The organism is Pseudomonas sp. AC242 (genome assembly GCF_979258655.1).
Map to the genome: position 1 here is coordinate 1,725,915 of NZ_OZ409873.1, position 23,937 is coordinate 1,749,851.

Annotated in this window: 24 protein-coding genes and 1 pseudogene; 14 read left to right on the forward strand and 11 right to left on the reverse strand. The window is 60.3% G+C overall.

Annotation, left to right across the window (positions count from 1 at the left end; genetic code table 11):
- The 4 genes from ACZZ0A_RS07900 to ACZZ0A_RS07915 all read right to left on the reverse strand — a co-directional run bounded on the left by ACZZ0A_RS07900 (nucleotide 1) and on the right by ACZZ0A_RS07915 (nucleotide 5,484).
- Nucleotides 1-1,029 carry an NAD(P)/FAD-dependent oxidoreductase gene (locus ACZZ0A_RS07900; RefSeq protein WP_463542801.1) on the reverse strand — a complete coding sequence of 343 codons (1,029 nt, stop codon included), beginning with the start codon at nucleotides 1,027-1,029 and terminating at the stop codon, nucleotides 1-3.
- Entirely contained in the window at nucleotides 1,016-3,199 is a 2,184-nt protein-coding gene (locus tag ACZZ0A_RS07905) for a hypothetical protein (RefSeq protein ID WP_463542802.1), read from the reverse strand. Before ACZZ0A_RS07905 ends, ACZZ0A_RS07900 begins: the two co-directional genes overlap by 14 nt.
- 240 nt (nucleotides 3,200-3,439) lie before the next feature.
- Complete coding sequence (locus ACZZ0A_RS07910; RefSeq protein ID WP_095111582.1) at nucleotides 3,440-4,747, reverse strand: ATP-binding protein; 1,308 nt, start codon at nucleotides 4,745-4,747, stop codon at nucleotides 3,440-3,442.
- Nucleotides 4,744-5,484 (reverse strand): response regulator, encoded by a 741-nt coding sequence (locus ACZZ0A_RS07915; protein WP_007919579.1) that lies wholly within the window; start codon nucleotides 5,482-5,484, stop codon nucleotides 4,744-4,746. Before ACZZ0A_RS07915 ends, ACZZ0A_RS07910 begins: the two co-directional genes overlap by 4 nt.
- A 298-nt stretch (nucleotides 5,485-5,782) precedes the next feature.
- Between ACZZ0A_RS07915 and ACZZ0A_RS07920 the strand changes: the two genes are divergently transcribed.
- Genes ACZZ0A_RS07920 through ACZZ0A_RS07930 form a run of 3 tightly spaced genes read left to right on the forward strand, consistent with a single transcriptional unit; the run spans nucleotide 5,783 to nucleotide 7,579 of the window.
- Nucleotides 5,783-6,046, forward strand: a complete 264-nt coding sequence (locus ACZZ0A_RS07920) for a DUF2790 domain-containing protein (protein ID WP_463542803.1) — start codon at nucleotides 5,783-5,785, stop codon at nucleotides 6,044-6,046.
- Between the two features lie 29 nt (nucleotides 6,047-6,075).
- Entirely contained in the window at nucleotides 6,076-6,330 is a 255-nt protein-coding gene (locus ACZZ0A_RS07925) for a hypothetical protein (RefSeq protein WP_007919581.1), read from the forward strand.
- A gap of 37 nt (nucleotides 6,331-6,367) precedes the next feature.
- Nucleotides 6,368-7,579, forward strand: coding sequence for a cytochrome c biogenesis protein DipZ (locus ACZZ0A_RS07930; RefSeq protein WP_463542804.1), 1,212 nt, complete (start codon nucleotides 6,368-6,370; stop codon nucleotides 7,577-7,579).
- A 17-nt stretch (nucleotides 7,580-7,596) separates the two neighbouring features.
- Here ACZZ0A_RS07930 and ACZZ0A_RS07935 read toward each other — a convergent pair whose 3' ends face one another.
- Nucleotides 7,597-8,058 carry a GNAT family N-acetyltransferase gene (locus ACZZ0A_RS07935; protein WP_463542805.1) on the reverse strand — a complete coding sequence of 154 codons (462 nt, stop codon included), beginning with the start codon at nucleotides 8,056-8,058 and terminating at the stop codon, nucleotides 7,597-7,599.
- Nucleotides 8,059-8,283: 225 nt separating this feature from the next.
- Between ACZZ0A_RS07935 and ACZZ0A_RS07940 the strand changes: the two genes are divergently transcribed.
- Nucleotides 8,284-8,556, forward strand: coding sequence for a DUF4242 domain-containing protein (locus tag ACZZ0A_RS07940; RefSeq protein WP_095120244.1), 273 nt, complete (start codon nucleotides 8,284-8,286; stop codon nucleotides 8,554-8,556).
- Between the two features lie 33 nt (nucleotides 8,557-8,589).
- Nucleotides 8,590-9,402: a class I SAM-dependent methyltransferase gene (locus ACZZ0A_RS07945; RefSeq protein WP_007919589.1), complete on the forward strand. Its 813-nt coding sequence runs from the start codon at nucleotides 8,590-8,592 to the stop codon at nucleotides 9,400-9,402.
- Between the two features lie 125 nt (nucleotides 9,403-9,527).
- Here ACZZ0A_RS07945 and pcsA read toward each other — a convergent pair whose 3' ends face one another.
- A complete protein-coding gene (gene pcsA, locus ACZZ0A_RS07950; protein WP_007919592.1) occupies nucleotides 9,528-10,250 on the reverse strand; it encodes a phosphatidylcholine synthase in 723 nt (240 codons plus the stop codon).
- A 259-nt stretch (nucleotides 10,251-10,509) separates the two neighbouring features.
- Between pcsA and ACZZ0A_RS07955 the strand changes: the two genes are divergently transcribed.
- The 4 genes from ACZZ0A_RS07955 to ligD all read left to right on the forward strand — a co-directional run bounded on the left by ACZZ0A_RS07955 (nucleotide 10,510) and on the right by ligD (nucleotide 16,402).
- Nucleotides 10,510-11,289, forward strand: coding sequence for a tellurite resistance TerB family protein (locus ACZZ0A_RS07955; protein WP_463542806.1), 780 nt, complete (start codon nucleotides 10,510-10,512; stop codon nucleotides 11,287-11,289).
- 162 nt (nucleotides 11,290-11,451) lie between these two features.
- A complete protein-coding gene (locus ACZZ0A_RS07960) occupies nucleotides 11,452-12,828 on the forward strand; it encodes an iron-containing redox enzyme family protein (RefSeq protein WP_463542807.1) in 1,377 nt (458 codons plus the stop codon).
- Nucleotides 12,829-12,839: 11 nt separating this feature from the next.
- Entirely contained in the window at nucleotides 12,840-13,793 is a 954-nt protein-coding gene (locus ACZZ0A_RS07965; RefSeq protein ID WP_463542808.1) for a methyltransferase, read from the forward strand.
- A 17-nt stretch (nucleotides 13,794-13,810) separates the two neighbouring features.
- Nucleotides 13,811-16,402, forward strand: coding sequence for a DNA ligase D (gene ligD / locus ACZZ0A_RS07970; protein ID WP_463542809.1), 2,592 nt, complete (start codon nucleotides 13,811-13,813; stop codon nucleotides 16,400-16,402).
- Here the strand turns inward: ligD and ACZZ0A_RS07975 are convergent, their stop codons facing one another.
- The 3 genes from ACZZ0A_RS07975 to sodC form a co-directional block, all read right to left on the reverse strand.
- A complete protein-coding gene (locus ACZZ0A_RS07975) occupies nucleotides 16,403-16,804 on the reverse strand; it encodes a hypothetical protein (RefSeq protein ID WP_176472264.1) in 402 nt (133 codons plus the stop codon).
- An 80-nt stretch (nucleotides 16,805-16,884) separates the two neighbouring features.
- Complete coding sequence (locus tag ACZZ0A_RS07980; protein WP_007919602.1) at nucleotides 16,885-17,199, reverse strand: DUF2388 domain-containing protein; 315 nt, start codon at nucleotides 17,197-17,199, stop codon at nucleotides 16,885-16,887.
- 160 nt (nucleotides 17,200-17,359) lie between these two features.
- On the reverse strand, nucleotides 17,360-17,881 hold the full coding sequence (sodC, locus tag ACZZ0A_RS07985) for a superoxide dismutase [Cu-Zn] SodC (RefSeq protein ID WP_463542810.1): 522 nt from the start codon (nucleotides 17,879-17,881) through the stop codon (nucleotides 17,360-17,362).
- A gap of 244 nt (nucleotides 17,882-18,125) precedes the next feature.
- Between sodC and ACZZ0A_RS07990 the strand changes: the two are divergent.
- Together ACZZ0A_RS07990 and ACZZ0A_RS07995 are read left to right on the forward strand one after the other, a co-directional pair.
- Nucleotides 18,126-18,881, forward strand: a pseudogene (locus ACZZ0A_RS07990) (MCP four helix bundle domain-containing protein); the annotation flags it as partial.
- Between the two features lie 132 nt (nucleotides 18,882-19,013).
- The gene (locus tag ACZZ0A_RS07995; RefSeq protein WP_371748306.1) at nucleotides 19,014-19,739 is read left to right on the forward strand and encodes a methyl-accepting chemotaxis protein; all 726 of its coding nucleotides are present in this window, start codon (nucleotides 19,014-19,016) and stop codon (nucleotides 19,737-19,739) included.
- A gap of 178 nt (nucleotides 19,740-19,917) precedes the next feature.
- Here the strand turns inward: ACZZ0A_RS07995 and ACZZ0A_RS08000 are convergent, their stop codons facing one another.
- Nucleotides 19,918-20,349: a nuclear transport factor 2 family protein gene (locus ACZZ0A_RS08000; protein WP_463542811.1), complete on the reverse strand. Its 432-nt coding sequence runs from the start codon at nucleotides 20,347-20,349 to the stop codon at nucleotides 19,918-19,920.
- A 470-nt stretch (nucleotides 20,350-20,819) separates the two neighbouring features.
- On the opposite strand from ACZZ0A_RS08000, the gene mqo reads away from it, so the two are divergent.
- On the forward strand, nucleotides 20,820-22,466 hold the full coding sequence (gene mqo / locus ACZZ0A_RS08005) for a malate dehydrogenase (quinone) (protein WP_007919606.1): 1,647 nt from the start codon (nucleotides 20,820-20,822) through the stop codon (nucleotides 22,464-22,466).
- A gap of 164 nt (nucleotides 22,467-22,630) precedes the next feature.
- Here the strand turns inward: mqo and ACZZ0A_RS08010 are convergent, their stop codons facing one another.
- Nucleotides 22,631-23,062, reverse strand: a complete 432-nt coding sequence (locus ACZZ0A_RS08010) for a nuclear transport factor 2 family protein (protein ID WP_007919607.1) — start codon at nucleotides 23,060-23,062, stop codon at nucleotides 22,631-22,633.
- Nucleotides 23,063-23,160: 98 nt separating this feature from the next.
- On the opposite strand from ACZZ0A_RS08010, the gene ACZZ0A_RS08015 reads away from it, so the two are divergent.
- Nucleotides 23,161-23,400: a hypothetical protein gene (locus ACZZ0A_RS08015; protein ID WP_007919609.1), complete on the forward strand. Its 240-nt coding sequence runs from the start codon at nucleotides 23,161-23,163 to the stop codon at nucleotides 23,398-23,400.
- Between the two features lie 88 nt (nucleotides 23,401-23,488).
- Nucleotides 23,489-23,935, forward strand: a complete 447-nt coding sequence (locus tag ACZZ0A_RS08020) for an NUDIX hydrolase (RefSeq protein WP_463542812.1) — start codon at nucleotides 23,489-23,491, stop codon at nucleotides 23,933-23,935.
- The last annotated feature ends 2 nt before the right edge of the window (nucleotides 23,936-23,937 follow it).

A 23,937-nucleotide genomic window follows, 5' to 3' on the forward strand; every position in this document is an offset into this window, starting at 1 on the left:
TCAATGGGCAGGCAACCACGACGGCGGGCAAGGATGCTGACGATAGAAGTTGCGCAGTTGCGCCACATCGCGTGTGAACCCGTCGATGAGCCATTGTCGATATTGCATCTGGGCAGGCACTTGCAAGGCCGGTTGGCGCAGAAAATCCGCCACGGCTTGCGCGGCTTGAATGCCGCTCATCAGCGCTTTGAGTACGCCGTGGGACGCCGCCGGATCAAGCCGGTTGGCGGCATCGCCTACCAGGAAATAACCGGCACCGGCGGCGGCCGGGGTGAGGCGCCAGGTCACATCGGCGCCGCGCACGGCACCCACCGCTGGTAATGATTGCAGGGTGGAAGGGAGCATCACCGACCGAGTGTTGCGTTCGAAGGTCAGGCGCGTCCAGTGCAGCAAACGATCCTCAACCTGGGCGATCCACGTCCACCCCTCAGGGTCGGCCAGCAAGTGTGCCGTCGTGGCATAGACTGCGTTAGAGCCTTGCAAGTAGCCGTAACGAGCCACCAGTGGCGCGGAGCAACTGTGAGTCGTCAGGCCGAGTTGGCGGCTGAGCCAGTCGCGAGCGCCACTCGCATCGATCAGGCATTTTGCGTAAAGGCAGCCGCTGTCGGTGTCGACGCCGATCACCCGGTTAGCCTGCGTCAGCACCCGCCGTGCCCGGCTGGGCTGGATGACCTCTACGCCCAAAGAAGCGGCTTGCGCCAGCAACGTTGCGTCCAATTGGGCTCGCTCGAGATGAAAGCCCTGCCAAATGCCGCTGTCATCGGTGCCAAAACCGTTGAAATGCGGCGCGCCGTTCCACGTTACCCAGTGACCGTCAAAGCGCCGGGCCGCTCGGCCACACAAGGGCTCGGCAACCCCCAGCAGGCGTAACAACGGTTCGATGCCCGGATGCAGGCTTTCGCCGGGGCGAAATCGTGGGAACGCCTGCCGTTCGATCAAAGCCACGTGCAAGCCACGCCTGGCGCAACTGATTGCCGTTGCGCACCCCGCAGGGCCGGCGCCGACGATCACGACATCAAAATGCTGCATGGGCTACCTGCCACGGCAGCGCGTCAGTTTTGATCAGGATCGTATCGGCGCCGAGCAACAGAATCACCAGCGCTTCGACTTCGACGTCGCGCAACCTGAAATCGCTTTCAGCGATCCGCACGGCACCGCGTCTGTACAGCAAAAAGCGCTGCACCCAGCCGTCGAGGACCTGCCCGGATTCCGCCTGTGCGGTGTCCAGTTCGGCATTCGGCCGCTGCACTTCAATGAACGATAACAGCGGCCATGTATTGCGCAATTGTTTGTCGTTGGCGGCGCCAAGCACGCGGTACACGCGATACATCGATAGCACGCGTTGCTGATACGCCGTTTGCGAGGTGTGACCGGTCATGCCCAGGGAAAACAGGTTGTCGAGAGCCACTTGGGTGTAGTCGGCATGGGCGTACGCGTGGTATCGGGCGATCAATCGATTGTCATGCGTGATCAGTTGCGGGCCGCGCTGATTATCCCAGGCCACACCGCCGCCCATGCCGATGTCCTCATCGGTCAGGGGAATGATGCTGTGCAGGGTCGCGCGCGGCTCGAAGACCCGCGCTGAGTCGGGTGCCACGCCGGGCCAGAAAGACCCCAGCGCCGCACAGATTTTTGCATCCTCGGGAAACGGGCTGGCCATCTGATAACCGGCGAGAACGTTGATCCATTCTTCGTCCACGGTGCGCTGACGAACCCAGCCGACCTCCCAGCCTGGCCCGAACACCCCGGCGGCGCCGTCGGGCAGTGAGGTAGGCCGTGATGGCGGCGGTAGCGGGGCTTCGGATTGCACAGTGTCGGATTGTTCGGCGAGGGCGACGATGGCACTCACCCCGCGATCGGCGGGGGAGAACAGGTGATCCTGCAAGTGCAGGTTGGCGCAGTAGCGGACATTGGAAAGCGCTTCCAGTCGGGCGTGCCAGAGACCGGTACTCGGCAATGACGGCTCGTCGCTGACCCAGCGCAACAGGTTGCGCTGGCTGCACAGCGGATAGAAGTCCGGTGGGCCGATCACTGAGTAGGCCGCGACTGTCGGCAAACTTTTTTCCAGCGCCGGGCACCGTGGCCGCACCCAGCCATCGGCGGTGCTGTCCTGATAGTGCAAGGCGCGGTAACCCCCCTGGCGCAGCAATTCTTCGACATTTTCATACTCGTTCAGGTCTTCGATACTGCCATCCGCCTCGACCCGGTGACGCCCGTGAATCATGCCGCCACTGTTGGCCGGCATCACAAAGGACAACGGTTGACCCTGGTACGCGGCCGGCTCGACCAGCCGCGGTTTGGCCACGGGTAACAGCAGCCCCGGGCCGCCATCCGTCACTGTTGCCCAATGCGCCAGGTCGGCGGTAACGACGAAGGGCGGCTGGCTGATCTGCGGCTCCTGCCAGCCGGTGCCGCTGTGGCGTAAATGGATATGCCGCAGTTTTTCGTTGATCTGGTGGTTGTCCAGCGTCACCGTCAGGTTCATGCCCTCCAGGCACTGTGCGCCGTTGAACAGCTTGTGCAGCGGCACCCAGAAATCCAGTTCGGGATCGAGCTCCACCTGAAAATCCATCGGTCCGAAGCGCGTGGCATCGCCTTTGAGTTTGACGGCGATATAGGCGCTGTAGCGCACCGGCATGACTCGGATGCGGTAAGGGTCATCGTCGACGAAGGGCAAAAAGCTGCGCAGTTTTGCGTCATAGCGCGCGGGGGCGGTGCCGACGCGGGCGATACCGGTGCGCGAGAAACACAGATCGGCATGCCGGCCATGCACGGTGTCGGCCGCGCAACGATATTCACTGGCGAACGCGACCATTGCCAACGGTGCGCCCAACGCTTTGCTGCGCAAACTGTCGAGCGTGGGCGGGCTGACGCTGTAGACATAGTCGAGCACTGTTTCGATTTCAGCAGGTGTGGGAAACAGCTGTAGTGTCTGGCCGTTTTCATCGCTGATGACCCGTGGCGAAGCCAATGCGTGATACAGCAGGCTGCGTGACGGTACGCCGGCTTCGATTGCGCGGCTGCCGGCCCGAGCGAAGTCGGCGAATCCGGGTAGTGAACGGTCGACGTTCAACGGTTTGCCCAATTCCGCCGCCAGCGGTTCGGCGAGCAGGTCCAGGCCATGCGCGAGCATCAGCGAATGCCAGCCGCCGGGCGCCAGTCGCCTGCACACTTGTGTGACGGATTCGAGCAGATTCATGTTGCGCCTCGACAGGTTGGGCCAATCGTCATGGAACCGCAGCCCGGCGCTGACTCGCCACTGTCAGATCTGACAGTCGCGACCAGTGGTGATCAGTGCGAAACGGGCAGCACAACGATAAGCGCAACGACCAAGGCGCACAGTCGGTGGATTCTGATGAGGTTGTAGGCATTGGCGCTGCGATGCGCAGGCTACCGACCAGCGCCGGTTGGTAGCATTTAAACAACGCCGTTGAAAGGTTCAGGGGTGCAGCGGCAACTTCAGCTCAGCACACAACCCGCCGCCTTCGCGGTTGCTCAAGGTCAGCGAGCCGCCTAACGCCATGGCCAGTTGCTGGGCGATCGCCAACCCCAGGCCGGTGCCGCCGGTATCGCGATTACGCGAGTTTTCCACGCGGTAGAACGGTTGCAGCACCTGCGCCAGTTCGGCGTCGGCGATGCCCGGGCCGCGGTCCATGACGGTGATCGCCAGGCTGCCCTTGTTGGCTTCAACCCAGACTTCGGCGGCGCCGGCGAATTTCAGCGCGTTGTCGGTCAGGTTGACCAGAACACGGCGCAAGGCATGGGGCCGAGTATCGATGACCGCCGCGCTCTTGCCCACCAGGTTCACTTGCTTGCCCATGTCCTGATAGTCGAACACCAGGCTTTCGAGGAAGGAGTCCATGTTGGTGCGGCGGCTTTCCTCGGTCGAGCCATGGATGCTGCGCGCATAGGCAACGCCTTCGCGCACCAGATGTTCCATCTCGCTGAGGTCATTCCACAGCTTGTCTTTCTCGGTGCAATCGTCCATGAGCTCGGCGCGCAGTTTCATCCGCGTGATCGGCGTTTGCAGGTCATGGGAAATCGCTGCCAGCAATTGCATGCGCTCCTTGAGGTAGGCAGCGATGCGCGCCTGCATCGTGTTGAATGCACGCGCGGCGTAGACCACTTCGGTGGGGCCGCTTTCATCGAGGTTGATCGGGTGGGCGTTGGGGTCGAGGGTTTCCACGGCGTTGGCCAGCCGGGTCAAGGGGCGGACCGCGATGCGTACGGCCAGCCAGGTGCAGGCGATCATCAGCGCCAGTTGGCCGAGTAATACCGCCGGCAACCAGGGTGACAACGGGACCATCGCGGGGCGCACGTCGATGGTCACCGGGCTGCCGTCGCTCAGGCGCAGATGGCCCTGAAAATGTTTCTTCGGCCCGGGAATGTCGGTGAAGGTCAGCGGATAGCGATCACCGATTGCGTCAGTGATCGAGGTGACGGCCACCGGCACATCACCGGGCTCGATCGGCGTGCCCGGATCGCCCTCGCTCAACAGGTAGCCATAATTTTTTCGCGCCAGCCGCTCGAGCCAGGCAGGGCGTTCTTCGCCAGGCAGGCGATCGAGGATTGCAATCGAGGTCGAGACGTCGGTTTGCAGATTGCCGAGCATGGTGTTTTTCGCGCTTTGGTAACGCTCGTAATACTGCGCGCCGAACGACAGCGCCTGCGCAAGCAGCAAGCCGATCAGGAAAATCAGCGACAGGCGTGAGGCGAGGGTGCGCGGCCAGTGCAGATTGACGCTCATGCCGGCGCCCCGAGAATCTCGACCGGCAGCGAGAACACGTAGCCCTCGCTGCGCACGGTCTTGATGTAGGCCGGCTCGCGCGCATCATCGAGCAGACGCTGACGCAAACGGCTGACCAGCAAATCGATCGAGCGGTCGAACAGATCCGCGTCACGGCCCTGGGTCAGGTTGAGCAGTTGATCGCGGCTGAGCACCCGTTGCGGGTGATCGAGGAACACTCGCAGCAAGCGGTATTCGGCGCCGCTGAGGGCGACCATGGTGCCGTCCTTGTCGAGCAGATGACGGGCTGAGGTGTCCAGTTGCCAACGGCCGAAAGCCAGCAAGCGCCCGGCCTCGGTGACCACCAGATTCGGCGGCAGCATCCGCGTGCGGCGCAGTACGGCGTTGATCCGCGCGAGCAATTCGCGGGCGGCGAACGGTTTGGTCAGGTAATCATCGGCGCCCATTTCCAGGCCGATGATGCGGTCGGTTTCATCGTTGCGCGCGGTCAGCATCAACACCGGCGTGGCCTTGTGTTTGCCCACACGCAGTTCGCGGCACAGCTGCAGACCATCGTCACCGGGCATCATGATATCGAGCACGATCAGGTCGACGGTGTTGGCTTCGAGAAAACTGCGCATCTGCCGGCCATCGGCGACCACGGTGGTGCGCAGACCGTTTTTCTTCAGGTAGTTGCCCACCAGTTCACGGATCTCGCGGTCGTCGTCGACGATGAGAATGTGATCGACATGATCCATCGGTTCAAGCCTCAGTCGGAAGGGGAATGCCGTGCAGTCTATAGAGCCTTCAATGACTCGCCTGCCTGCCTTTGTATTGCAGTGTATCTGCCGTGTCGGCGGATACACGGGAACGCAAAAACGCGAATTTTCCAGGGTTTTGTATCGCTGTGTATCCCCCGATGGCAGGGATACACAGCGATTGAAACGCGCCTGTTCCTGACACAGACGCGATACCTCGCGAGCCTCAAATAGGCTCCATCGAGGCCCACACAGATCGCCTCGGCTCAAACCCCACTGAAGCCTTGAGGAAAACGCCATGAACAACAAATCCGTAATCGCCGCCTGCCTGTTCGCCGCGCTGAACATCTGCACGCTGTCGGTCCGCGCCGAAGCCGCTGTCACCCCGCAAACCTACACCTACGGCACCCACCTGGATATCCAGAAAGTGCTCTCGCTGAAACAGGACAACTCGGTGAATTGCGGGATTGTCGAGGCGCGCATGACCTACCTCGATTCGGCCGGTCAGACCCGCGTGCTCGATTACAGCAAATTTGCCGACGGCTGCAACAACGACAACTAAGTCATCACTCTTTATAGAAGGAAACAGCCATGAACAACGTATCGCGCTTTTTGACCGCCATCGCCTTCTCCCTGGCCGGCGTCGCCGCCCATGCCAACGCCGCGGTTGAACAGCATAGCTGCCACAGCAGCACCTGCTTCCAACTGACGCCGGTGGCCAAGCAGGGCAGCGATGGCTTGATTGCTGCGGACGGTTCCAGCCGCACGCCGCAGGGCCAGATGTTTGCCGAGAACGGCGCCAGCCGCACGCCGCAGAGCCATTGGCTGGACAGCCAGAACGTCTGAATGGCTCGTCACATTCATTGATCAAGGGTGACTCATTATGTACCTCATCGCATTCCTCGGCGGTCTGCTGACCGTGCTCAGCCCCTGCATCCTGCCGGTGGTGCCGTTTCTGTTTGCCGGCGCCCAACGCAGTCGCGCTTCGATACTGCTGACCTTAGGTGGCATGGCCCTGACCTTCGCGCTGATCTCAAGCCTTGCCGTGGTCAGCAGCGAGTGGGTGATCCAGGCCAGCAACAGCGGACGTTACGCCGCGCTGATCGTGATGAGCGTGTTCGCCCTGTCGCTGATCTCGGCGCGCATCGGCGACTGGCTGACACGTCCCTTTGTGATGCTGGGCAATCGCCTTGACCCGGATACTCGGAAAAAGGCCGGGCCGATGGGGTCGATCATGCTTGGCGTGGCTACAGGGCTGCTGTGGGCACCGTGTGCCGGGCCGATTCTCGGGGTGATTCTCACCGGTGCCATGCTGCAAGGCGCCAATGTGCAGACCAGCCTGTTGCTGCTGGCCTACGGCGCTGGCAGTGCATTGTCGCTGGGCACGTTGATTTTCACCGGGCGCGGTTTGGTCAATCGCCTGAAACCGTCGATTCCGTTTACTGGCTGGTTGCGCCGAGGTGCCGGGGTTGCGGTACTGGCAACGGCAGCGGTTATTGCTACCGGCTTCGATAAAACCTTGTTGGCGAAGACCTCCTCTGAAAGCGTCGCCAGCGTCGAAAAAAGCGTGTTGGAGAACGTGCCGAAAGTGGTCGACTACTTCGTCAGCAAAGTCCGCGCGGACTCGCCGATGGAGGAGGGCAGAGGCGCGATGCCGTCACTGGGCGGCGCAGTGCAATGGCTGAACTCGCCCGAGCTGAGCGCTGAAGCTCTGCGCGGCAAAGTTGTACTGGTGGACTTCTGGACCTACGACTGCATCAACTGCCAGCACACCCTGCCGTACGTCAAAGACTGGGCGAAGAAATACGAAAAAGACGGGCTCGTGGTGATCGGCGTACACACCCCGGAATACGGCTATGAGCGGATCATCGACAACGTCAAGGATCAGGTGAAAAAGCTCGGCATCACCTACCCGGTGGCCATCGACAACAACTACGCGATCTGGCGCAACTTCGACAATCAGTACTGGCCAGCGCACTACCTGATCGACGCCAAGGGCCAGGTGCGTTATAGCCACTTTGGCGAAGGTCGCTACGAAGCGCAGGAACAGATGATCCAGCAGTTGCTGCAGGAGGCGAAGGCGCCGGCGGCCTGATCAGCAACACCAATGGCTCAGAGGTCGCGGACCATGAGCCATTGTTCGTTGTCCCAGGCGCGAAAACGCTCCAGGACTTGCCAGCCGCGCTTGGCGTAGTAGTCCTGCTTGCTCTGCGTATGCAGATACAAACGCGCAAAGCCGCAGTCTTTCGCCTCCTGACAAATCCCTTCAATCAAACGTTCCGCCAGCCCTTGCCCGCGTGCTTCAGGGCTGACGAACACGCAGGCCAGCCATGGGCCGAGGTCGGGACGCAGGTCGAGGTCATCGCGTGCCAGTGCGGCGCCGCCGACCAGACGTTCACCGTCCATGCCGATCAGGCAGGACCAGTCGCCATTGCTTTGGCCCTCGGCAAATTCACGCTGCCATTCGGCCAGTGATTGGTCGACGTATTCGTAGGGAAATTGTTGGTGAATCCATTGGGCATAGTGGTCGCTGTGGTGCATGTGATGCGCGAGCCAATCAATTTTCAGTGACATCTGACGAATCCGTTCCAGAAGCGAGCGAGCATCAGAAACCAATCCCCCAACCTTGGCAATCCTCAAGGTGTTCCAGACGCTTTACAGATTTCCACCGCTCATCGGCAAACCCCTGGTTTTACAGGGTTGCCAGACGATTGGCAGGGACGCCGCGTGGTCTCGGCGCGATAGTGCGTGAGCAGGGTCACTGCCGGCCTTGCCCCATAACAAGAGCGCGAGGTAGCCATGCCTAAATTCGTGATTGAACGCGAGATTCCAGGGGCCGGGAAGCTGTCGGAAGCAGAACTCAAAGCCGTGTCGCACAAGTCCTGTGACGTGTTGCGCGAACTCGGCCCACAGGTGCAATGGCTGCAGAGCTATGTCACCGCAGACAAAATCTATTGCGTGTACATCGCGCCTGACGAAGAGCAGGTGCGCGAACACGCCAGGCTTGGAGGATTTCCTGCCAACAGTGTGGCGCGGGTGATGACGGTCATTGACCCGACGACGGCCGAATAATCACTGATCCAATTTGTAGCGGAGCGCACTGTCATGAGTACCCCGATTGATCTGACTGCCTTGAAGGAACGCCAGAAAGTCGCGTGGGCCAGTGGCGACTACGCCGTGATCGGCACGACGTTGCAAATCGTCGGTGAAAACCTCGCCGAAGCCTGCGACCTGCGTTGCGACGAAGAGGTACTGGATGTCGCTGCCGGCAACGGTAATGCGACGCTGGCGGCGGCACGGCGCGGTTGTCTGGTCACCTCGACCGATTACGTCGCGGCATTGCTGGAGCGCGGGCAGGATCGGGCCCGGGCGGAGCATTTGGACGTGACGTTTCAAGTTGCCGATGCCGAGGCACTGCCGTTCGCTGATGAGAGTTACGACGCAGTGCTGTCGACCTTTGGCGTGATGTTCGCCCCGGATCAGGACAAGGCCGCTGCTGAACTCGGCCGGGTTTGTCGCCGTGGCGGTCGCATTGGTCTGGCCAACTGGACGCCGGAAGGTTTTGTTGGCCTGATGTTCAAGACCCTCGGCCGGCATCTGCCACCGCCTGCCGGCGCCCAGCCGCCCTCCAATTGGGGCTCCGATGCTTGGCTGCACAAGCATTTCGATGACCGTGATTTTCTGCTGCGCGTGACGCGGCGCGAGTTCAACTTTCGCTATCGCTCGGCCGCGCATTTCATCGATATTTTCCGCCATTGGTACGGGCCGGTGCACAAGGCCTTTGCGGCATTACCGCCGGAGAGCGGGCAGGCGCTGGAGAGTGATCTGGCGGATTTGCTCAATCGGTTGAATCGGGCGGGGGAAGGTTCGCTGGTGGTGCCGAGTGAGTATCTGGAGGTGGTGATCACCAAGCGCTGAATGAAGATCCCTGTAGGAGTGAGCCTGCTCGCGATAGCGGTCTGTCAGCTGAATATTTTTCGACTGATACACCGCTATCGCGAGCAGGCTCACTCCTACATTGGATGTGTGTTTGGCTCTGGGGTCTATTTCACCTGCGGCCGATCAAACCACTCCAGCGCCGTACGCCAGATGCAGATCCCCAGAAAGTACGCCGACATCAATAACCACAAGCCCATCACCAACGGGTTGATCACCGGGTGGTTGAGCACCAGCGACAGGCTGCACAGCAGCCAGATTGCCGTCACCGCAATGTTGATCGGCATGAACCGGCGTACGCGGAACGGGTGCAAAAACTTCATCCGCGTCACGGTCAACAGCGCCAGACCAATCACCGTCAGAAAAGTGATCCACGGCCCCGGCCCGATGATGTACAGGCACAGCGCGACGACATTCCACGCCGCCGGAAACCCGACAAAGTAGTTGTCCTTGCTCTTCATGTTGACATTGCAGAAGCAGAACAGCGACGACACCAGAATCAGCGACACGGTCAGCAGCAGGGTGTAGTCCGGCAGCGGAATGTAGCGATAGATGAACAATGCCGGAATGAATACATATGTCAGGTAATCGATCACCAGATCAAGGATCGAACCATCGAAGCTCGGCAGCACTGATTGCACGTTGACCTTGCGCGCCAGTGCGCCGTCGAGGCCGTCGACAATCAGCGCCACGCCCAGCCACATCAGACAATGGGTCGGCTGGTTTTCCAATAAGGCGAGGGTGGCCAGAAAGGCAGTGACCACGCCAGTCGCAGTAAAACCATGGGCGCCCCATGCTTTGAGCCTGGCGATGTGTACGGTCGATATCACGGGGGCGTTCTCCAGAAAGTGAAGCAAGCCGGGTATCACCCTTGAGTAGCAGGGCGCCGGCAAACCGGGTCGGGGTTGCAGCTATCGACCGGTCTGGCCGGGATAAGGTTCACCACTGATCAATCTTAGCTGGCCGGCGAAAAAATACGCGGGCGAAATCCGCCAGGCGCTTGAGTGTCAGCCAAACGGTGCTGGCGCTATGGCTTGAGGGGGCTATCGTTGCCAGACGCAGTCACTGTCAACGCTTGAGGATGACGTCATGAACACCAGCGATTTGCTTGAACAACTGCTGCGAGGCCAGGCCTCGGCAGGTCAACAATCTTCAGCGTCTGCCGGCGATGGTTTGGGTGGTTTAGGCGGGTTGCTGGGTGGCCTGCTCGGCGGCGCGGATTCCACCGGCACACGTGGTGGCTCTGCAGCCGGGGGGCTGGGCGGATTAGGTGGTTTGCTCGGTGGTTTGCTCGGCGGCGGTGCCGGTGCTGGTGGCGGTCTGGGCGGCGCATTGGGTGGGGCACTGGGTGGCGGTGGCAGCACGCAAAGCCGCTCCGGCGCGAGCAATTATGCGGCGCTGGCGTCGTTGGGCATGATGGCGTTCCAGGCGTATCAGGCCTGGCAACGCAGCCAGGCCAGTTCGGCACCGCAACAGATCCCGCAGACGGCGAATCTCCTTGCCGGTCCGGAAGTCGAGGAGCACAGCCATGCTGTGTTGCGCGCGTTGATTGCGGCGGCCAAGGCTGACGGTGAGATCGACGCCCGGGAACAACAGATGATCAGTGGGGAAATCAGCAAACACACCGACGACCCACTATTGCAGCAATGGTTTGAGGACGAAGTCTCGAAACCGCTGGACGCCAACGAAGTCGCGCAGGCGGCCAAAGGCGATCCGGCCATGGCCGCTGAGATGTATCTGGTCAGCGTGATCCTCGTGGATGACCAGCGGGACGCGGAGCGCAGTTATCTGGACGAGCTGGCAGCAGCCTTGCAGATCGACCCGGATTTGCAGGTGCATCTGGAACAGCAGGCCAAAGGTCAGGCCTGAACTAACGTCAAAAAACCATAGCCCTCAGCAGTTCCGCCAAGGAGCTGCCTCGCCGTCCGTCCGGGCAATTTTCACGTCGATTGAATTTTTCACAGGCGCCGCCTCTCTGCTGCTGTAGAGGCGTGTGGAACAGCGTCCTGCCAACCGACCGAGAATTTTGCCATGACTGTCCTGACACACCTGCAAGCTGCGCCTGGCCAACCGCATGCGATGAACGCCGCCGGGAACATCCGGCAAGTCTATGAAACGCTGTTGCGCGATGACGATTGCCAGGACCTTGCGCGGGCTTTTTTGCAGGAGCAACTGCAACTCGCCGCGCAACTCACCGATTCCCTGCCCGAAGATCCGACGACGTGGCACGCTTGGGTGGCCGAGCATTGCGCCGATGTGGCCCGGCAATACGCCGACTACCTGCAACAACGCAAGGCCGGCGGGCCTCGGCAATTCTTCCGTGGCAAGGCGCAGGCGCTGTATTTTCTGCAAGCGGTGGCATCGACCAAACTGGTCGACGGTGCCTGGCTTTATGGTCTATTGCCGCGCTGGCAGGACCCGCGTTTCCAGGGCCTGCTGCGCACCTTTCTGGAAGAGCTGGGCGAAGGCAATCCGGCGCAAAACCACGTGGTGATCTACCGCAAACTGCTCGCTGAACACGACTTGCAGGACAGCAGCGCCATCGACGATGAGCGCTACCTGCAAGGCGCAATACAACTGGCACTCGGCATCTGCGGTACTGATTATTTGCCCGAAGTGATCGGCTACAACCTCGGCTATGAACAACTGCCGTTGCACCTGTTGATCAGCAGTTACGAACTCAGTGAGTTAGGCATCGATCCCTACTACTTCACCCTGCATGTGACGATCGACAACGCCAGCACCGGCCATGCGCAAAAGGCTGTGCAGGCGGCGCTCGATCTGCTGCCGCTCGAGGCTGATCGCACGGAGTTCTTGCGCCGGGTCTCGTTGGGTTATCGGCTCAACGACCTCGGGCAGGGCAGTCGCGCGATCATTGAAGGTTTCGACCTTGAGCACGAGTTACTGGCGATGCTCGAGCGCAAGTGTCCCTTCGCCCAGCACATGCACTCCGATTACTGCCGCTTCGAAGGGCAGACCGTCAATCAGTGGCTGGCCGCACCGGAGCAATTGCCCGGGTTCCTCCAGGCATTGCAGAACAAAGGCTGGATCAAACGCCATGAAGACCCGCAGGCCAGTCGCTTTTGGCAACTGATCGCGGGTGATGGTGCGGCGATGTTTGGCGTGTTCAATGCCTACGAAAAACAACTGGTGCACGACTGGATCGCCGGCGACTGGACGTCGTCAGACCAAGCGAAACCTGTTCGACGGCACAGTCAAACCGCAGCGCCCATCGAAGGGCTTGAACAGGATCCCGACATCCAGGCGCTCAACGCGGCGCTGCAAGGTCAGGATGCCTTGTCGCAGATGGCAGTTCTGATCCCCTGGCTCGCCCCAGCCCGGCATGCACATCCCGCCGGGCTGCTCGCCACCCGCCGTTTTATCGAACTCAAATCCCGCTTGCCTTAAGGACCTTGCCGATGAATCAGGAAGAACAACTCTGCCCCAACGACCTCGTGCTGCTGCACCTTGGCCGGCGCTTGTTGGCAGACGGATATCGGTTCACCACTCCGACGCCGTTGACCCATCAACGGGTCAACCAGCGTGACGAGGGCCAGATGGCCGACTCTTTGCGCGACGTGTTCGGTTGGTCGCGTCCGTTCGCGCCGGGGTTGTTGTCGGCCGATGAACAGCGGCAACTGCAAGACGCGCAGGTCATTGATAGTTACGAAGGCCAGTTGAAGAGTCGAGTGCGCTGGTCGAGCCTGGATGATTTGCTGTTCGTGCATTCGGCATTCCCCACCGAAGCGGCGGATGCGGTGTTTTTCGGCCCCGACACCTACCGTTTCGCGCAACTGATCCACGCCCACCTGCAGCAGAACTTTGCGCCAATCCATCGCGCGGTGGACATCGGTTGTGGCGCTGGCGTCGGTGCGATTTTGATCGGCCGCGCCCGCCGCGAGGCGCAGGTGCTGGCGCTGGATATCAACCCTGCGGCGCTGCGTCTGACTGCGATCAATGCGGCGCTGGCGGAAGTCGCCAACGTTGAAGCGCGCGCCAGTGATCTGTTGCAGGGCGTCGACGGCGAGTTCGACCTGATTGTCGCCAACCCGCCATACATGGCCGACCCGGCGGAACGCGCTTATCGCCATGGTGGCGGAACGCTGGGGGCAGGGCTGTCGTTGCGCATCGTCGAACAGGCACTGAATCGACTGGCTCCCGGCGGCTCGCTGCTGCTCTACACCGGTGTGGCGATGGTCGATGGTCGCGACCCGTTTCTCGACACCGTGCTGCCACGACTGGACGAGCAGCGCTTTGGCTGGACGTACCGTGAACTCGATCCGGATGTCTTCGGCGAAGAATTGCTCAACCCCGGTTATCAACGGGTCGATCGCATCGCAGTGGTGGCGCTGACCGTGACTCGACTGGGCTGAAACAAGGCAGGTGCACGATGAACAGAAACCTCGACGACTACAACCGCATGCGCGATTTTTCGGCGACGTCGGAACCGGCCGCCGTCAAGCGCTCAGGGCGTAAAACCGGCGCCGATCACGCGTTGCAGTTCTGCATCCAGAAGCACGATGCCTCGCACCTGCATTACGACTTTCGCCTGGAGCTCGATGGCGCACTGAAGAGTTGGGCGGTGCCGAAAGGGCCGTCGCTCGATCCCAAGGTCAAGCGTCTGGCGGTGCATGTCGAGGATCATCCGCTGGATTACGCAACATTCGAGGGCAACATTCCGGAAGGGCATTACGGCGCCGGTGATGTGATCGTCTGGGATCGTGGCGTGTGGATTCCGTTGGAGGATGCGCACAAGGCCTACGAAAAGGGCAAGCTCAAGTTCGAACTGCAAGGCGAGAAGCTTGCCGGCATCTGGAATCTGGTGCGCACGCACATGCCGGGCAAGAAGGAACAATGGTTTTTGATCAAGCATCAGGACGCTGCTGCGCGGCCGCAGGATGACTACGACGTGCTGGTGGCCGAGCCGGACAGTGTGTTGAGCGAACGCACGCTCGTGAGCAAGCCCAAGCTGGCCGCCGAGCACAGCAAACCGCTGAAAAAGCCCGCGGCGAAGACGCGCAAAACCGCTACCGGCAAGCTGACGGGGGCGCACAAGGCCAAATTGCCGACGCAACTCAAGCCGGAACTGGCGACACTGGTCGACAGTGCGCCCGAAGGGCAGTGGAGTTACGAGATCAAATTCGACGGTTACCGGATCATGGCGCGCATCGATCATGATCAGGTGCAACTGTTCACTCGCAACGGTCATGACTGGACGCACAAGTTGCCGCAACAGGCCGCAGCCTTGGCCGCGCTGGGTCTGGAATCGGCGTGGCTGGACGGCGAAATGGTTGTCGCCAACGAACAGGGCGTGCCGGACTTTCAGGCCCTGCAAAATGCCTTTGAAGCCGGGCGCAGCGGCAACATTCTCTACTACTTGTTTGATCTGCCGTATCTCAACGGCGTCGACTTGCGCGAAGTGCCGGTCGAGGAACGTCGCGCCGCGTTGGCCACGGTGCTCGGCAATCATGAACAACCTTTGCTGCGCTTCTCCGAAGCCTTCGATGAAACCCCGGACGCCCTGCTCAACAGCGCCTGCCAGATGCAGATGGAAGGCCTGATTGGCAAACGCCTTGGCTCGCCGTATGTGTCGCGGCGCAGTGGCGACTGGATCAAGCTCAAGTGCAAGCACCGTCAGGAGTTCGTGATCGTTGGGTACACCGATCCGAAAGGCGCGCGCAGTGCTTTCGGCGCCTTGCTGCTGGGGCTGCATGATCGCGACAGTGGCGAGTTGCGCTACGCCGGCAAGGTCGGCACGGGCTTCAACGAGTCGACGTTGAAAAGCATTCTGGGGCAGCTCAAACCGTTGCAGGCGAAGAAGGCAGCGGTGGTCAACCCACCCAGCGGCTTCGAGGCCAAAGGCGTGCACTGGCTCAAGCCGAAACTGCTGGCGGAAGTCGCGTTTGCTGAAATGACCAAGGACGGTTCGGTGCGCCACGCCGTGTTCCATGGCTTGCGCAATGACAAACCGGCCAAAGCCATCACTGAGGAGCGAGCGAAACCGGTGAAGACTGCAGAGAAGAAAACCGCCAGCAAGAAAACGCCGAAAAAAGCCCCGGCGAGCAATGCCGACACCGCGCCGTCACAGCTCGGGCTAGCCAACGGCAAGGTGCGCATCACGCACCCGGACCGGGTGATCGATGCGGTCAGCGGCACGACCAAGATGCAACTGGCCGAGTATTACGCCAGCGTCGCCGAATGGATTCTGCCGCAACTCAAGGATCGCCCGGTGGCCCTGGTGCGCGCGCCGGACGGCATTGCCGGCGAATTGTTCTTCCAGAAAAACGCCGAACGCCTGGCGATCCCCGGCATCACCACGCTGGACAAGGACGTCACCGGACAACCGGTGATGCTGATCAACAACGCCGAAGCGCTGATCGGCGCGGTGCAGATGAGCACCGTCGAACTGCACACCTGGAACGCGACCACGGTCGATCTGGACAAGCCCGATCGCTTCGTCCTCGACCTCGACCCGGATCCGGCGCTGCCGTGGAAAAGCATGGTCGAAGCGACGGCGCTGACATTGACCGTGCTCGATGAACTGGGCCTCAAGGCGTTTCTCAAAACCAGCGGCGGCAAGGGTATTCATCTGGTGGTGCCGCTGACCCGCAAACTTGGCTGGGACGAGGTCAAGGATTTCAGCCACGCCATCGTCAGTCATATTGCCAAACTGTTGCCGGACCGCTTTTCTGCGGTGTCGGGGCCGAAAAATCGCGTCGGGCGGATCTTTATCGATTACCTGCGCAACGGTCTGGGCGCCACCACCATTTGCGCTTACGCCGCGCGTACCCGCGAAGGTTTGCCGGTGTCGGTGCCGCTGTTTCGCGAAGAGGTCGCCGAGATCAAGGGCGGCAATCAGTGGAACGTGCATAACGTTCATGAGCGGCTGGCCGAAGTCGGTGACGCGCCGTGGGCTGACATGAAGAAAACCCGCCAGAGCATCACCGCCGAGATGCGCAAACGCCTTGGGCTGAAAAAGTGATCAGGTGTCGCGCAGCAAGTCGTGGGCGTTGAGCAATTCGAAGGCGATTTCCGGGTGGTTTTCCAGGCCGCGACGGATGGCCGCGGGAATTGCTGCGCGAGTTTTGCGGCACAGGCCCGGTAACTCGCCGATCTGAATGGCGATGCCACGCATGGTGCGCACTTCGTTGAAACCGGGGGCGACATCGACACGAATGCCCAGTTGCTCGAACATCCGCTGTTGCAGATGTTTGAGGTCATTCAGGTCTTTGAGCATTTCGAGGCGCGCGAGCAGGCGTTTTTCTTCCTCTCGGGTCAGGCGCAGGATGCGCAAATCCGCGCCGGGCGTCTCCAGCAACGGATCGCGCCCGCAAATGCAGGCGCCGGGCGGGCAGGGGGAGCGCAAGGGCACAGAAGTCGTCATGGCCTCCATCATAGAGGCCGTCGGACAGTTTTGCCTATGCGCCTTCAGCGGCCATCCATCGCCTGCTTTTTCCGTGACGGCTACTGATTCAGGCCTTCGTAATGCACCAGAATCGCGTTGGCCAGATCTTCATCGCTGGCGTTGAGGCCAGGATTGTCCTGGCGAGCCTGCTGCAGTACCGATTCAAGATAAACCCCACGAATGGCCCCGCCACTGGCGACAAATGCAGACAAGTCGTCACGGGCCGGAATCACCATTTTGTGATCCTTGAAGGTCGAGTACAGCGACGCGGAGACACCGGCCGAGGTGGCGACATCGCCCGCATCAACACGGGCCAACGCCGAACCGACAGGCAGGCATAAGAGTAAGGAAGAAATGAGCACTAACTTGCGCATGACGGTGTTCCTCCACAAGCGCGAAGCAAAAAGGGAAGGATTACATAATGTGAGAGGGGCGCACGCGGCGGGAGTTCCGTGGCGCAGCAAAGTCTGCGTTATTGCAAAATAGACGCGGGCAACGCCATGGCGGGTTGCCCGACTTTCAAGCTGCGGTGAGTCAGATCACCCCGCAGGCCATGCGATCGCCGCCACCGCCCAGCGGTTTCGGCACGTCGGCGTGGTTGTCGCCCCCGGCGTGGATCATCAGCGCGTGGCCCTTGATCTCGGAGATGTTTTTCAGGCGCGGCGCCAATACCGGGTAGTTGGCGATGCCGTCAGCGCTCACGTAAACCGCTGGCAGATCACCCAAATGACCGTCAGCGTAAGGGCCGAGATGCTTGCCGGTTTTTTGCGGATCGAAGTGTCCGCCCGCGGCCAGTGCGGCGCCTTTCACGCCGTCCTTCATGCCGGCTTCACAGCTACCGTTTTCATGCACGTGGAAACCGTGAACGCCGGCCGGCAAGGATTTCAGATCGGGCGTGAACAACAGGCCATACGCCGTCTCACTGATAGTGACCGAGCCGATCGCTTGCGGCGCGCCGTCGGCGCTGACCAGATTGATGGTGACTTTTTCCGTCGCCGCTTGTGCGGTACTGATGGCGAAGGAGCCGAGCAAACCCAACCACAATGCGCGTTTCATAGCGTTTCCTTTTGCTGCATGAGAATTCAGAACGACGGACTCAATAGCCTGCCGGCATTAACCGGTGATGAAGGCGTTGGCCGTGCGCGTTGAAAAGTGAGACTTGCCGCGCAATCCGAAAGTTTTGCTGCCTTTGGCCAGCATGCCGACACCTGCCGACACGCTCTGGCGCGGCAGACCTGCGCAAATAGGCTTAACTGAAGGCTGACAAGCGCTTACGGGCGTAACGAGAGAGGAAAATCCGGTGTCGATCAAACTGCGTTTAGTGTTGCTGATTGTGACAAGTCTGCTGACGGCGTTGATCGTGAGTCTGGTCAGTTACGTCGGCAACCAGCGGATGGCCTCGGCGGTGAGCGATAACGCGGTCAGCATGAGCGCGCTGCGCAACCACATGGAAGCCGACATGATGCACGACGCCCTGCGCGCAGATGTTTACTCGGCGATGCTGGTGGGGTTGGGCAAGAGCACCAGCACGGCAAGCGAGGTGCGCGATTCGATCAACGAGCATGCCGGGCATTTTCGTGAGGTGCTCGAGGAGAATCTCAAGCTGCCGATCAACCCGACATTGCGCACGGCGCTGGAGCAGATCAAACCGAGCCTCGATACCTACATCAACGCGGGCGAACGGATTGTCGGGTTGGCGCTGGACAATCCTGATGCCGCTCAACAGGAACTGGGCACCTTCAACACGGCGTTTGGCCAGTTGGAAGAGCAAATGGCCGCGTTGAGCGAGTTGATCGAATCCAATACGCGGCAGACTAGCGCAGCTACCGAATCAGCCATTCGCAGCGCCAATGTCGCGCTCGGCGTGGTGTTGCTCGCCAGTCTTGTGCTGCTGTTGATTCAGGGGCGCTGGGTGATTCTGAGCATCATGGGGCCATTGAAGACCGCCAGTCGCATCGCCGAGAGCATCGCCCACGGCAACCTCAGCGAGCCGATCGCCGAGCCGTCCGGCAAGGACGAAGCCAGTGTTCTGATTCGCACGCTGGCAACCATGCAGCGCGATTTGCGCAACATGATCGATGTGGTGCGGCGCAATGCTCATGGCGTCAGTGGCATGAGCGAACAACTCAGCCAGGGCTGCCATCAGGTCGCCGACAGCAGCCAGCAACAAAGCGTCGCCGCCGGCACCATGGCCGCAGCGGCCAGCCAGATGACCGCGAGCATCGAAGAAATCACCCGTCACGCCGAACGGGCCCTGAGCATGGCTAATCAAGCCGAAACCCTGGCGAAAGAGGGCGGCGGTGTTATTCATCAGGTGGTCAGCGACATGGACGATATCGCCCGATCAGCGCAGCAGTCGGCCCAGGTGATTCGTACGCTGGATCAGGAATCCGAAGCCATTTTCAACATCATTCAGGTGATCAAGAGCATCGCCGATCAGACCAACCTGCTGGCGCTCAATGCCGCCATTGAAGCGGCCCGCGCCGGCGAGCAGGGCCGGGGTTTCGCCGTGGTGGCTGACGAAGTGCGCAGTCTGGCGGCACGCACCAGCGCCTCGACCCAGGAAATCGCCGCGATGGTTGCACGCATTCAACACAGCACCCGCGAGGCGGTCAGCAGCATGGAGGCGGGGGTCGCGCAGGTCGACAAGGGCATGGCGGTGACGGCGGATGTCGAGCGGGCGATACGTGAAATTCTCGATGCTACGCTGAGCACGACGCAACTGGTCAACGACATCACCCGCACGATTGGCGAGCAGAGCCAAGCCAGCAACGAGATCGCCCATCAGGTGGAAATGATTGCCGGAATGTCCGAAGGCAATAGCCGGGTGATCGGGCAAACGGCGAATACCACCGATGAGTTGTCGAGCCTGGCGGGGCAGTTGGCGCAGTCGGTGGATCGGTTTCGGTTGTGATAGCGATTGGAACAATTGCACTTGTGGTGTCTGAATTGGCCTCATCGCTTGCAAGCCAGCTCCCACAATGGGCGGAGGTGTAAACACAATTGCATTTACGACATCGAACCCTGTGGGAGCGGGCTTGCCCGCGATGAGGCCAGCCCGATCAATATTCATTCAGGCTAGATAGCTCCCCTCAAAACTTGAACGCCTGCCGCCCCACCAGCAACCACTTGCCATGCTGCTTCTGCCAGATCTGAAAATTCTCGATCTCCGTCGGCACCACCTCGGTCCCCTTCAACGCCTGAGCAGAAAAGTGGTGGCGCACCAGCGCGGTATCGCCGGACAGGGTAATGGTCTGATTCTGCATTTCCAGGGTCTTGAACGCGCTCTTGCCGGTTTCGATGTCGGCGATGAACTCTTTCTTGTCCTGAATCTTGCCGCTGGAATGACCGTAGGTCAGGTTGGGCGCGGTGAGGGCGTTCAGTTCGGCGATGTCCTTGTGCAGCATCGCCTGGGTCAGAAGGTCTACCGCTTGGGCGACGTCTTTTTCTGCCGGGGCAGGGGCGGCCATGGCGTAACCGTTGAAGGCACAGAGAAAACCGATCAGCAGTCGGGTCTTGGTCATGAACGTATTTCCTTGTTGTTATGGAGGGATGACTGATTCGTCAGTCATCGTACAACCTAGCAGATTATTTTCAGATAAGGCACTGCTTCAACGCGATGATCGTCGGGGTCATGTTCAGCCTTCGTCGGCCGATAGTGTCCTGAGCGGAAAAAGACTCTCAAGTCGGGAACAGACGCGCGGGTTTGCCCTGACGTGATATTCTTCGCGCCAACTTGGTTTGACCTTATTCAGTTTGCTTGCCTTCGGGCGGGCCGACGGAATCCCTGTCGCTCAAGTAGCTGAGCCAATAATGATAAGAAGTCAGTTCAGAAGGGACATTAACTGAGGTCGATGCAGCATGTCGGCCTTGTGTGCCCACCCGTCAAAATTGAAGTGTGCCGGAATCTGCGACGCTAGCCTGAGCGTCATCAAAGCGGATCGCATACTGATAACAGCGGCGGGCGGAAGGCGTTTTATCATAGGTGCAACAGATGTTTAAAAAAGTGAACACAGCCCTGCTGGGTCTGGCTTTGGCGATGGGGATGACATCCGCCAATGCTGACGAAGCAAAGAAAGTCGACGTCCTGCTGATCGGCGGCGGCATCATGAGCACCACCCTCGGTGTGTGGATCAATGAGCTGGAGCCAAGCTGGTCGATGGAAATGGTCGAGCGCCTCGACGGCGTCGCCCTCGAAAGCTCCAACGGCTGGAACAACGCCGGTACCGGTCACTCGGCGCTCGCCGAGCTGAACTACACCCCGGAAGACGACAAAGGCAACGTGACGATCCCGAAAGCCGTCGAGATCAACGAAGCGTTCCAGGTCTCCCGTCAGTTCTGGGCCTGGCAGGTTCAGCAAGGCGTTCTGAAGAACCCTCGCTCGTTCATCAACACCACTCCGCACATGAGCTTCGTGTGGGGCGATGACAACATCAAATTCCTGAAAAAGCGTTACGAAGCCCTGCAAGCGAGCCCGCTGTTCGCCGGCATGCAGTACTCCGAAGACCCGGCTGTGATCAAGAAGTGGGTCCCGCTGATGATGGAAGGGCGTGACCCGAACCAGAAAATCGCGGCCACCTGGAGCCCGCTGGGTACCGACATGAACTTCGGCGAAATCACCCGCCAGTTCGCCACGTACCTGCAGACCAAGCCTAACTTCGATCTGAAACTGTCGAGCGAAGTCCAGGACATCACCAAGAATGCCGATGGCACTTGGCGCGTCAGCTACAAAAACCTGAAAGACGGCACTAAAACCGAAACCGACGCCAAGTTCGTCTTCATCGGCGCGGGCGGCGGTGCACTGCACCTGCTGCAGAAGTCGGGCATTCCTGAAGCCAAGGAATACGCTGGCTTCCCGGTAGGCGGCTCGTTCCTGGTGACCGATAACCCGGCCATCGCTGAACAGCACCTGGCCAAGGCCTACGGTAAAGCGTCGGTTGGCGCCCCACCGATGTCCGTTCCGCACCTGGACACCCGTGTCCTGGACGGCAAGCGCGTCATTCTGTTTGGCCCATTCGCGACCTTCAGCACCAAGTTCCTGAAAGAAGGCTCGTACCTGGACCTGCTGACCAGCACCACTACCCACAACATCTGGCCTATGACCAAGGTCGGCATCAAGGAATACCCGCTGGTCGAGTACCTTGCTGGCCAACTGATGCTGTCGGATGAAGACCGTCTGAACGCGCTGAAGGAATACTTCCCGAACGCCAAAGCCGAAGACTGGCGCCTGTGGCAAGCCGGCCAACGCGTGCAAATCATCAAGCGTGATGAAGCCGCTGGCGGCGTGCTGAAACTGGGCACCGAAATCGTTGCTGCACAAGACGGCTCCATCGCCGGCCTGCTGGGCGCATCGCCAGGCGCGTCGACCGCTGCACCGATCATGCTGAGCGTGCTGCAGAAAGTCTTCAAAGACAAAGTCGCGACCCCTGAGTGGCAAGCCAAGCTGCACCAGATCGTGCCAAGCTACGGCACTCAGCTGAACAGCGATCCAGCCAAAGTGGCTGCGGAGTGGGCTTACACCGCCAAAATCCTCGAACTGCCAACGCCTCCGGTGATTGGTCAGGTTGCTGCTCCGGCTGCACCTGCCGCTGGAAAAGCGGAAGCACCGAAGGAAAACGCTGCACGTGACATGGCGCTGTAACTAAACGCCTGACACACAAAGCCCACTGAACCGGCGACGGTCAGTGGGCTTTTTCATGGCAAATAGTTTTGTAGGAGCTGTCGAGTGAAACGAGGCTGCGATCTTTTGATCTTGATCTTGCTTTTGAAAGATCAAGATCAAAAGATCGCAGCCTGCGGCAGCTCCTACAGGGCTTTGGCGGACGCCAGATAAGCACCGAGCCGCCGGCCCATCTCTTCGCCCAAGGCTTGTAGACCGCTCAGCGGCCGCACCATCACCTCAAACTCGACAATCTTGCCGTTCTCGTCAAAGCGAATCATGTCGATACCTTTCAGCTCCTTCGAACCCACCTTGGCGCTGAACTCCAGAATCACATTCAAGCCATCGGCAGTCGCCAGTTCGCGGTGGTAGGTGAAGTCTTCAAACACTTCAAACACGGTATTGAGGATCATCGACACCACCGGCGCACCCGGGTAAGGCGTGTGGGCCATCGGCGAGCGGAACACGGCTTGCGGGTCGAGCAGGCCGGGCAGGGCGCTGAGGTTGCCGGTGCGGATCATTTCGTGCCATTTGCCTAGCGATGCGGCGACGTTGGGTTGCAGATTCAGGTCGGTCATGTTCACTCCAGGTTTTTCTTGTTGTTGTCGCGAAGGCAATGACTCTAGATCAACCACGCCAAAATTGAACCCTTGTGCCGCGATCTGAATGTCGGCCCATGGCCCATGCGTATCTGATCCGTATTTTTTCGCTGGATCTGCCTCTGTTACCGGCTCAGTCAGCGGCTCAAAATAGCCCCACGGTTCGGCACTCGCGGCAGTCCTTCATTTCGAAGCGCCCAGTGCACCGCAAGCTCAGCATTGAGGAGAGCAACATGAACAAGATGGCGATTTTTCTGGGTGGCTTTCTGACACTGACCATTCTGATCGGCCTGCTCGCAACGATTTCTCCGGTCTGAGGCGACCCTTTTCCAGTGACGTCCACGGGTGTGTCGCGCAAAGCATGTTTAAATGCCGCGCCCCCACACCTGTAAATGGACTTCAGTCATGGCCGAACACCGTATTCGCGCACTCGCACTTTGCGTTTTTCATCACAACGGCAAAATTCTGGTTAACGAATTTCGTGACCCGGTCAGCGAGCAAACCTGCTTTCGGCCCGTCGGCGGCGGTATCGAGTTCGGCGAGACGAGCGCCGAGACCATTGTGCGCGAAGTGCAGGAGGAGTTGGGGCTGTCCATGACGGACCTGCGTCTGCTCGGCACACTCGAAAGTCTTTTCGTTTACAACGGCAAACCGGGACACGAAATTGTCCAGGTATACGACGCGACGTTTGTCGATCAGGGCGTATACGACCACGCACAGATCGATGGCCATGAAAGCGACGGCGCGCCCTTCACCGCGCGCTGGCATGACAGCTCAAGCTTCAGCGAGCAGGCGCCCTTGGTGCCAAAAGGCTTGCAGGAGCTGCTGAGGAGCACCGGATTGCTCGGCTGAGC

What these genes read in the sequence shown, in the direction of transcription:
- ACZZ0A_RS07900 (WP_463542801.1), bottom strand. Translation starts at nt 1,029, where the DNA reads ATGCAGCATTTTGATGTCGTGATCGTCGGCGCCGGCCCTGCGGGGTGC.
- ACZZ0A_RS07905 (WP_463542802.1), bottom strand. Translation starts at nt 3,199, where the DNA reads ATGAATCTGCTCGAATCCGTCACACAAGTGTGCAGGCGACTGGCGCCC.
- ACZZ0A_RS07910 (WP_095111582.1), bottom strand. Translation starts at nt 4,747, where the DNA reads ATGAGCGTCAATCTGCACTGGCCGCGCACCCTCGCCTCACGCCTGTCG.
- ACZZ0A_RS07915 (WP_007919579.1), bottom strand. Translation starts at nt 5,484, where the DNA reads ATGGATCATGTCGATCACATTCTCATCGTCGACGACGACCGCGAGATC.
- ACZZ0A_RS07920 (WP_463542803.1), top strand. Translation starts at nt 5,783, where the DNA reads ATGAACAACAAATCCGTAATCGCCGCCTGCCTGTTCGCCGCGCTGAAC.
- ACZZ0A_RS07925 (WP_007919581.1), top strand. Translation starts at nt 6,076, where the DNA reads ATGAACAACGTATCGCGCTTTTTGACCGCCATCGCCTTCTCCCTGGCC.
- ACZZ0A_RS07930 (WP_463542804.1), top strand. Translation starts at nt 6,368, where the DNA reads ATGTACCTCATCGCATTCCTCGGCGGTCTGCTGACCGTGCTCAGCCCC.
- ACZZ0A_RS07935 (WP_463542805.1), bottom strand. Translation starts at nt 8,058, where the DNA reads ATGTCACTGAAAATTGATTGGCTCGCGCATCACATGCACCACAGCGAC.
- ACZZ0A_RS07940 (WP_095120244.1), top strand. Translation starts at nt 8,284, where the DNA reads ATGCCTAAATTCGTGATTGAACGCGAGATTCCAGGGGCCGGGAAGCTG.
- ACZZ0A_RS07945 (WP_007919589.1), top strand. Translation starts at nt 8,590, where the DNA reads ATGAGTACCCCGATTGATCTGACTGCCTTGAAGGAACGCCAGAAAGTC.
- ACZZ0A_RS07955 (WP_463542806.1), top strand. Translation starts at nt 10,510, where the DNA reads ATGAACACCAGCGATTTGCTTGAACAACTGCTGCGAGGCCAGGCCTCG.
- ACZZ0A_RS07960 (WP_463542807.1), top strand. Translation starts at nt 11,452, where the DNA reads ATGACTGTCCTGACACACCTGCAAGCTGCGCCTGGCCAACCGCATGCG.
- ACZZ0A_RS07965 (WP_463542808.1), top strand. Translation starts at nt 12,840, where the DNA reads ATGAATCAGGAAGAACAACTCTGCCCCAACGACCTCGTGCTGCTGCAC.
- ligD (WP_463542809.1), top strand. Translation starts at nt 13,811, where the DNA reads ATGAACAGAAACCTCGACGACTACAACCGCATGCGCGATTTTTCGGCG.
- ACZZ0A_RS07975 (WP_176472264.1), bottom strand. Translation starts at nt 16,804, where the DNA reads ATGACGACTTCTGTGCCCTTGCGCTCCCCCTGCCCGCCCGGCGCCTGC.
- ACZZ0A_RS07980 (WP_007919602.1), bottom strand. Translation starts at nt 17,199, where the DNA reads ATGCGCAAGTTAGTGCTCATTTCTTCCTTACTCTTATGCCTGCCTGTC.
- sodC (WP_463542810.1), bottom strand. Translation starts at nt 17,881, where the DNA reads ATGAAACGCGCATTGTGGTTGGGTTTGCTCGGCTCCTTCGCCATCAGT.
- ACZZ0A_RS07995 (WP_371748306.1), top strand. Translation starts at nt 19,014, where the DNA reads ATGGCCGCAGCGGCCAGCCAGATGACCGCGAGCATCGAAGAAATCACC.
- ACZZ0A_RS08000 (WP_463542811.1), bottom strand. Translation starts at nt 20,349, where the DNA reads ATGACCAAGACCCGACTGCTGATCGGTTTTCTCTGTGCCTTCAACGGT.
- mqo (WP_007919606.1), top strand. Translation starts at nt 20,820, where the DNA reads ATGTTTAAAAAAGTGAACACAGCCCTGCTGGGTCTGGCTTTGGCGATG.
- ACZZ0A_RS08010 (WP_007919607.1), bottom strand. Translation starts at nt 23,062, where the DNA reads ATGACCGACCTGAATCTGCAACCCAACGTCGCCGCATCGCTAGGCAAA.
- ACZZ0A_RS08015 (WP_007919609.1), top strand. Translation starts at nt 23,161, where the DNA reads ATGGCCCATGCGTATCTGATCCGTATTTTTTCGCTGGATCTGCCTCTG.
- ACZZ0A_RS08020 (WP_463542812.1), top strand. Translation starts at nt 23,489, where the DNA reads ATGGCCGAACACCGTATTCGCGCACTCGCACTTTGCGTTTTTCATCAC.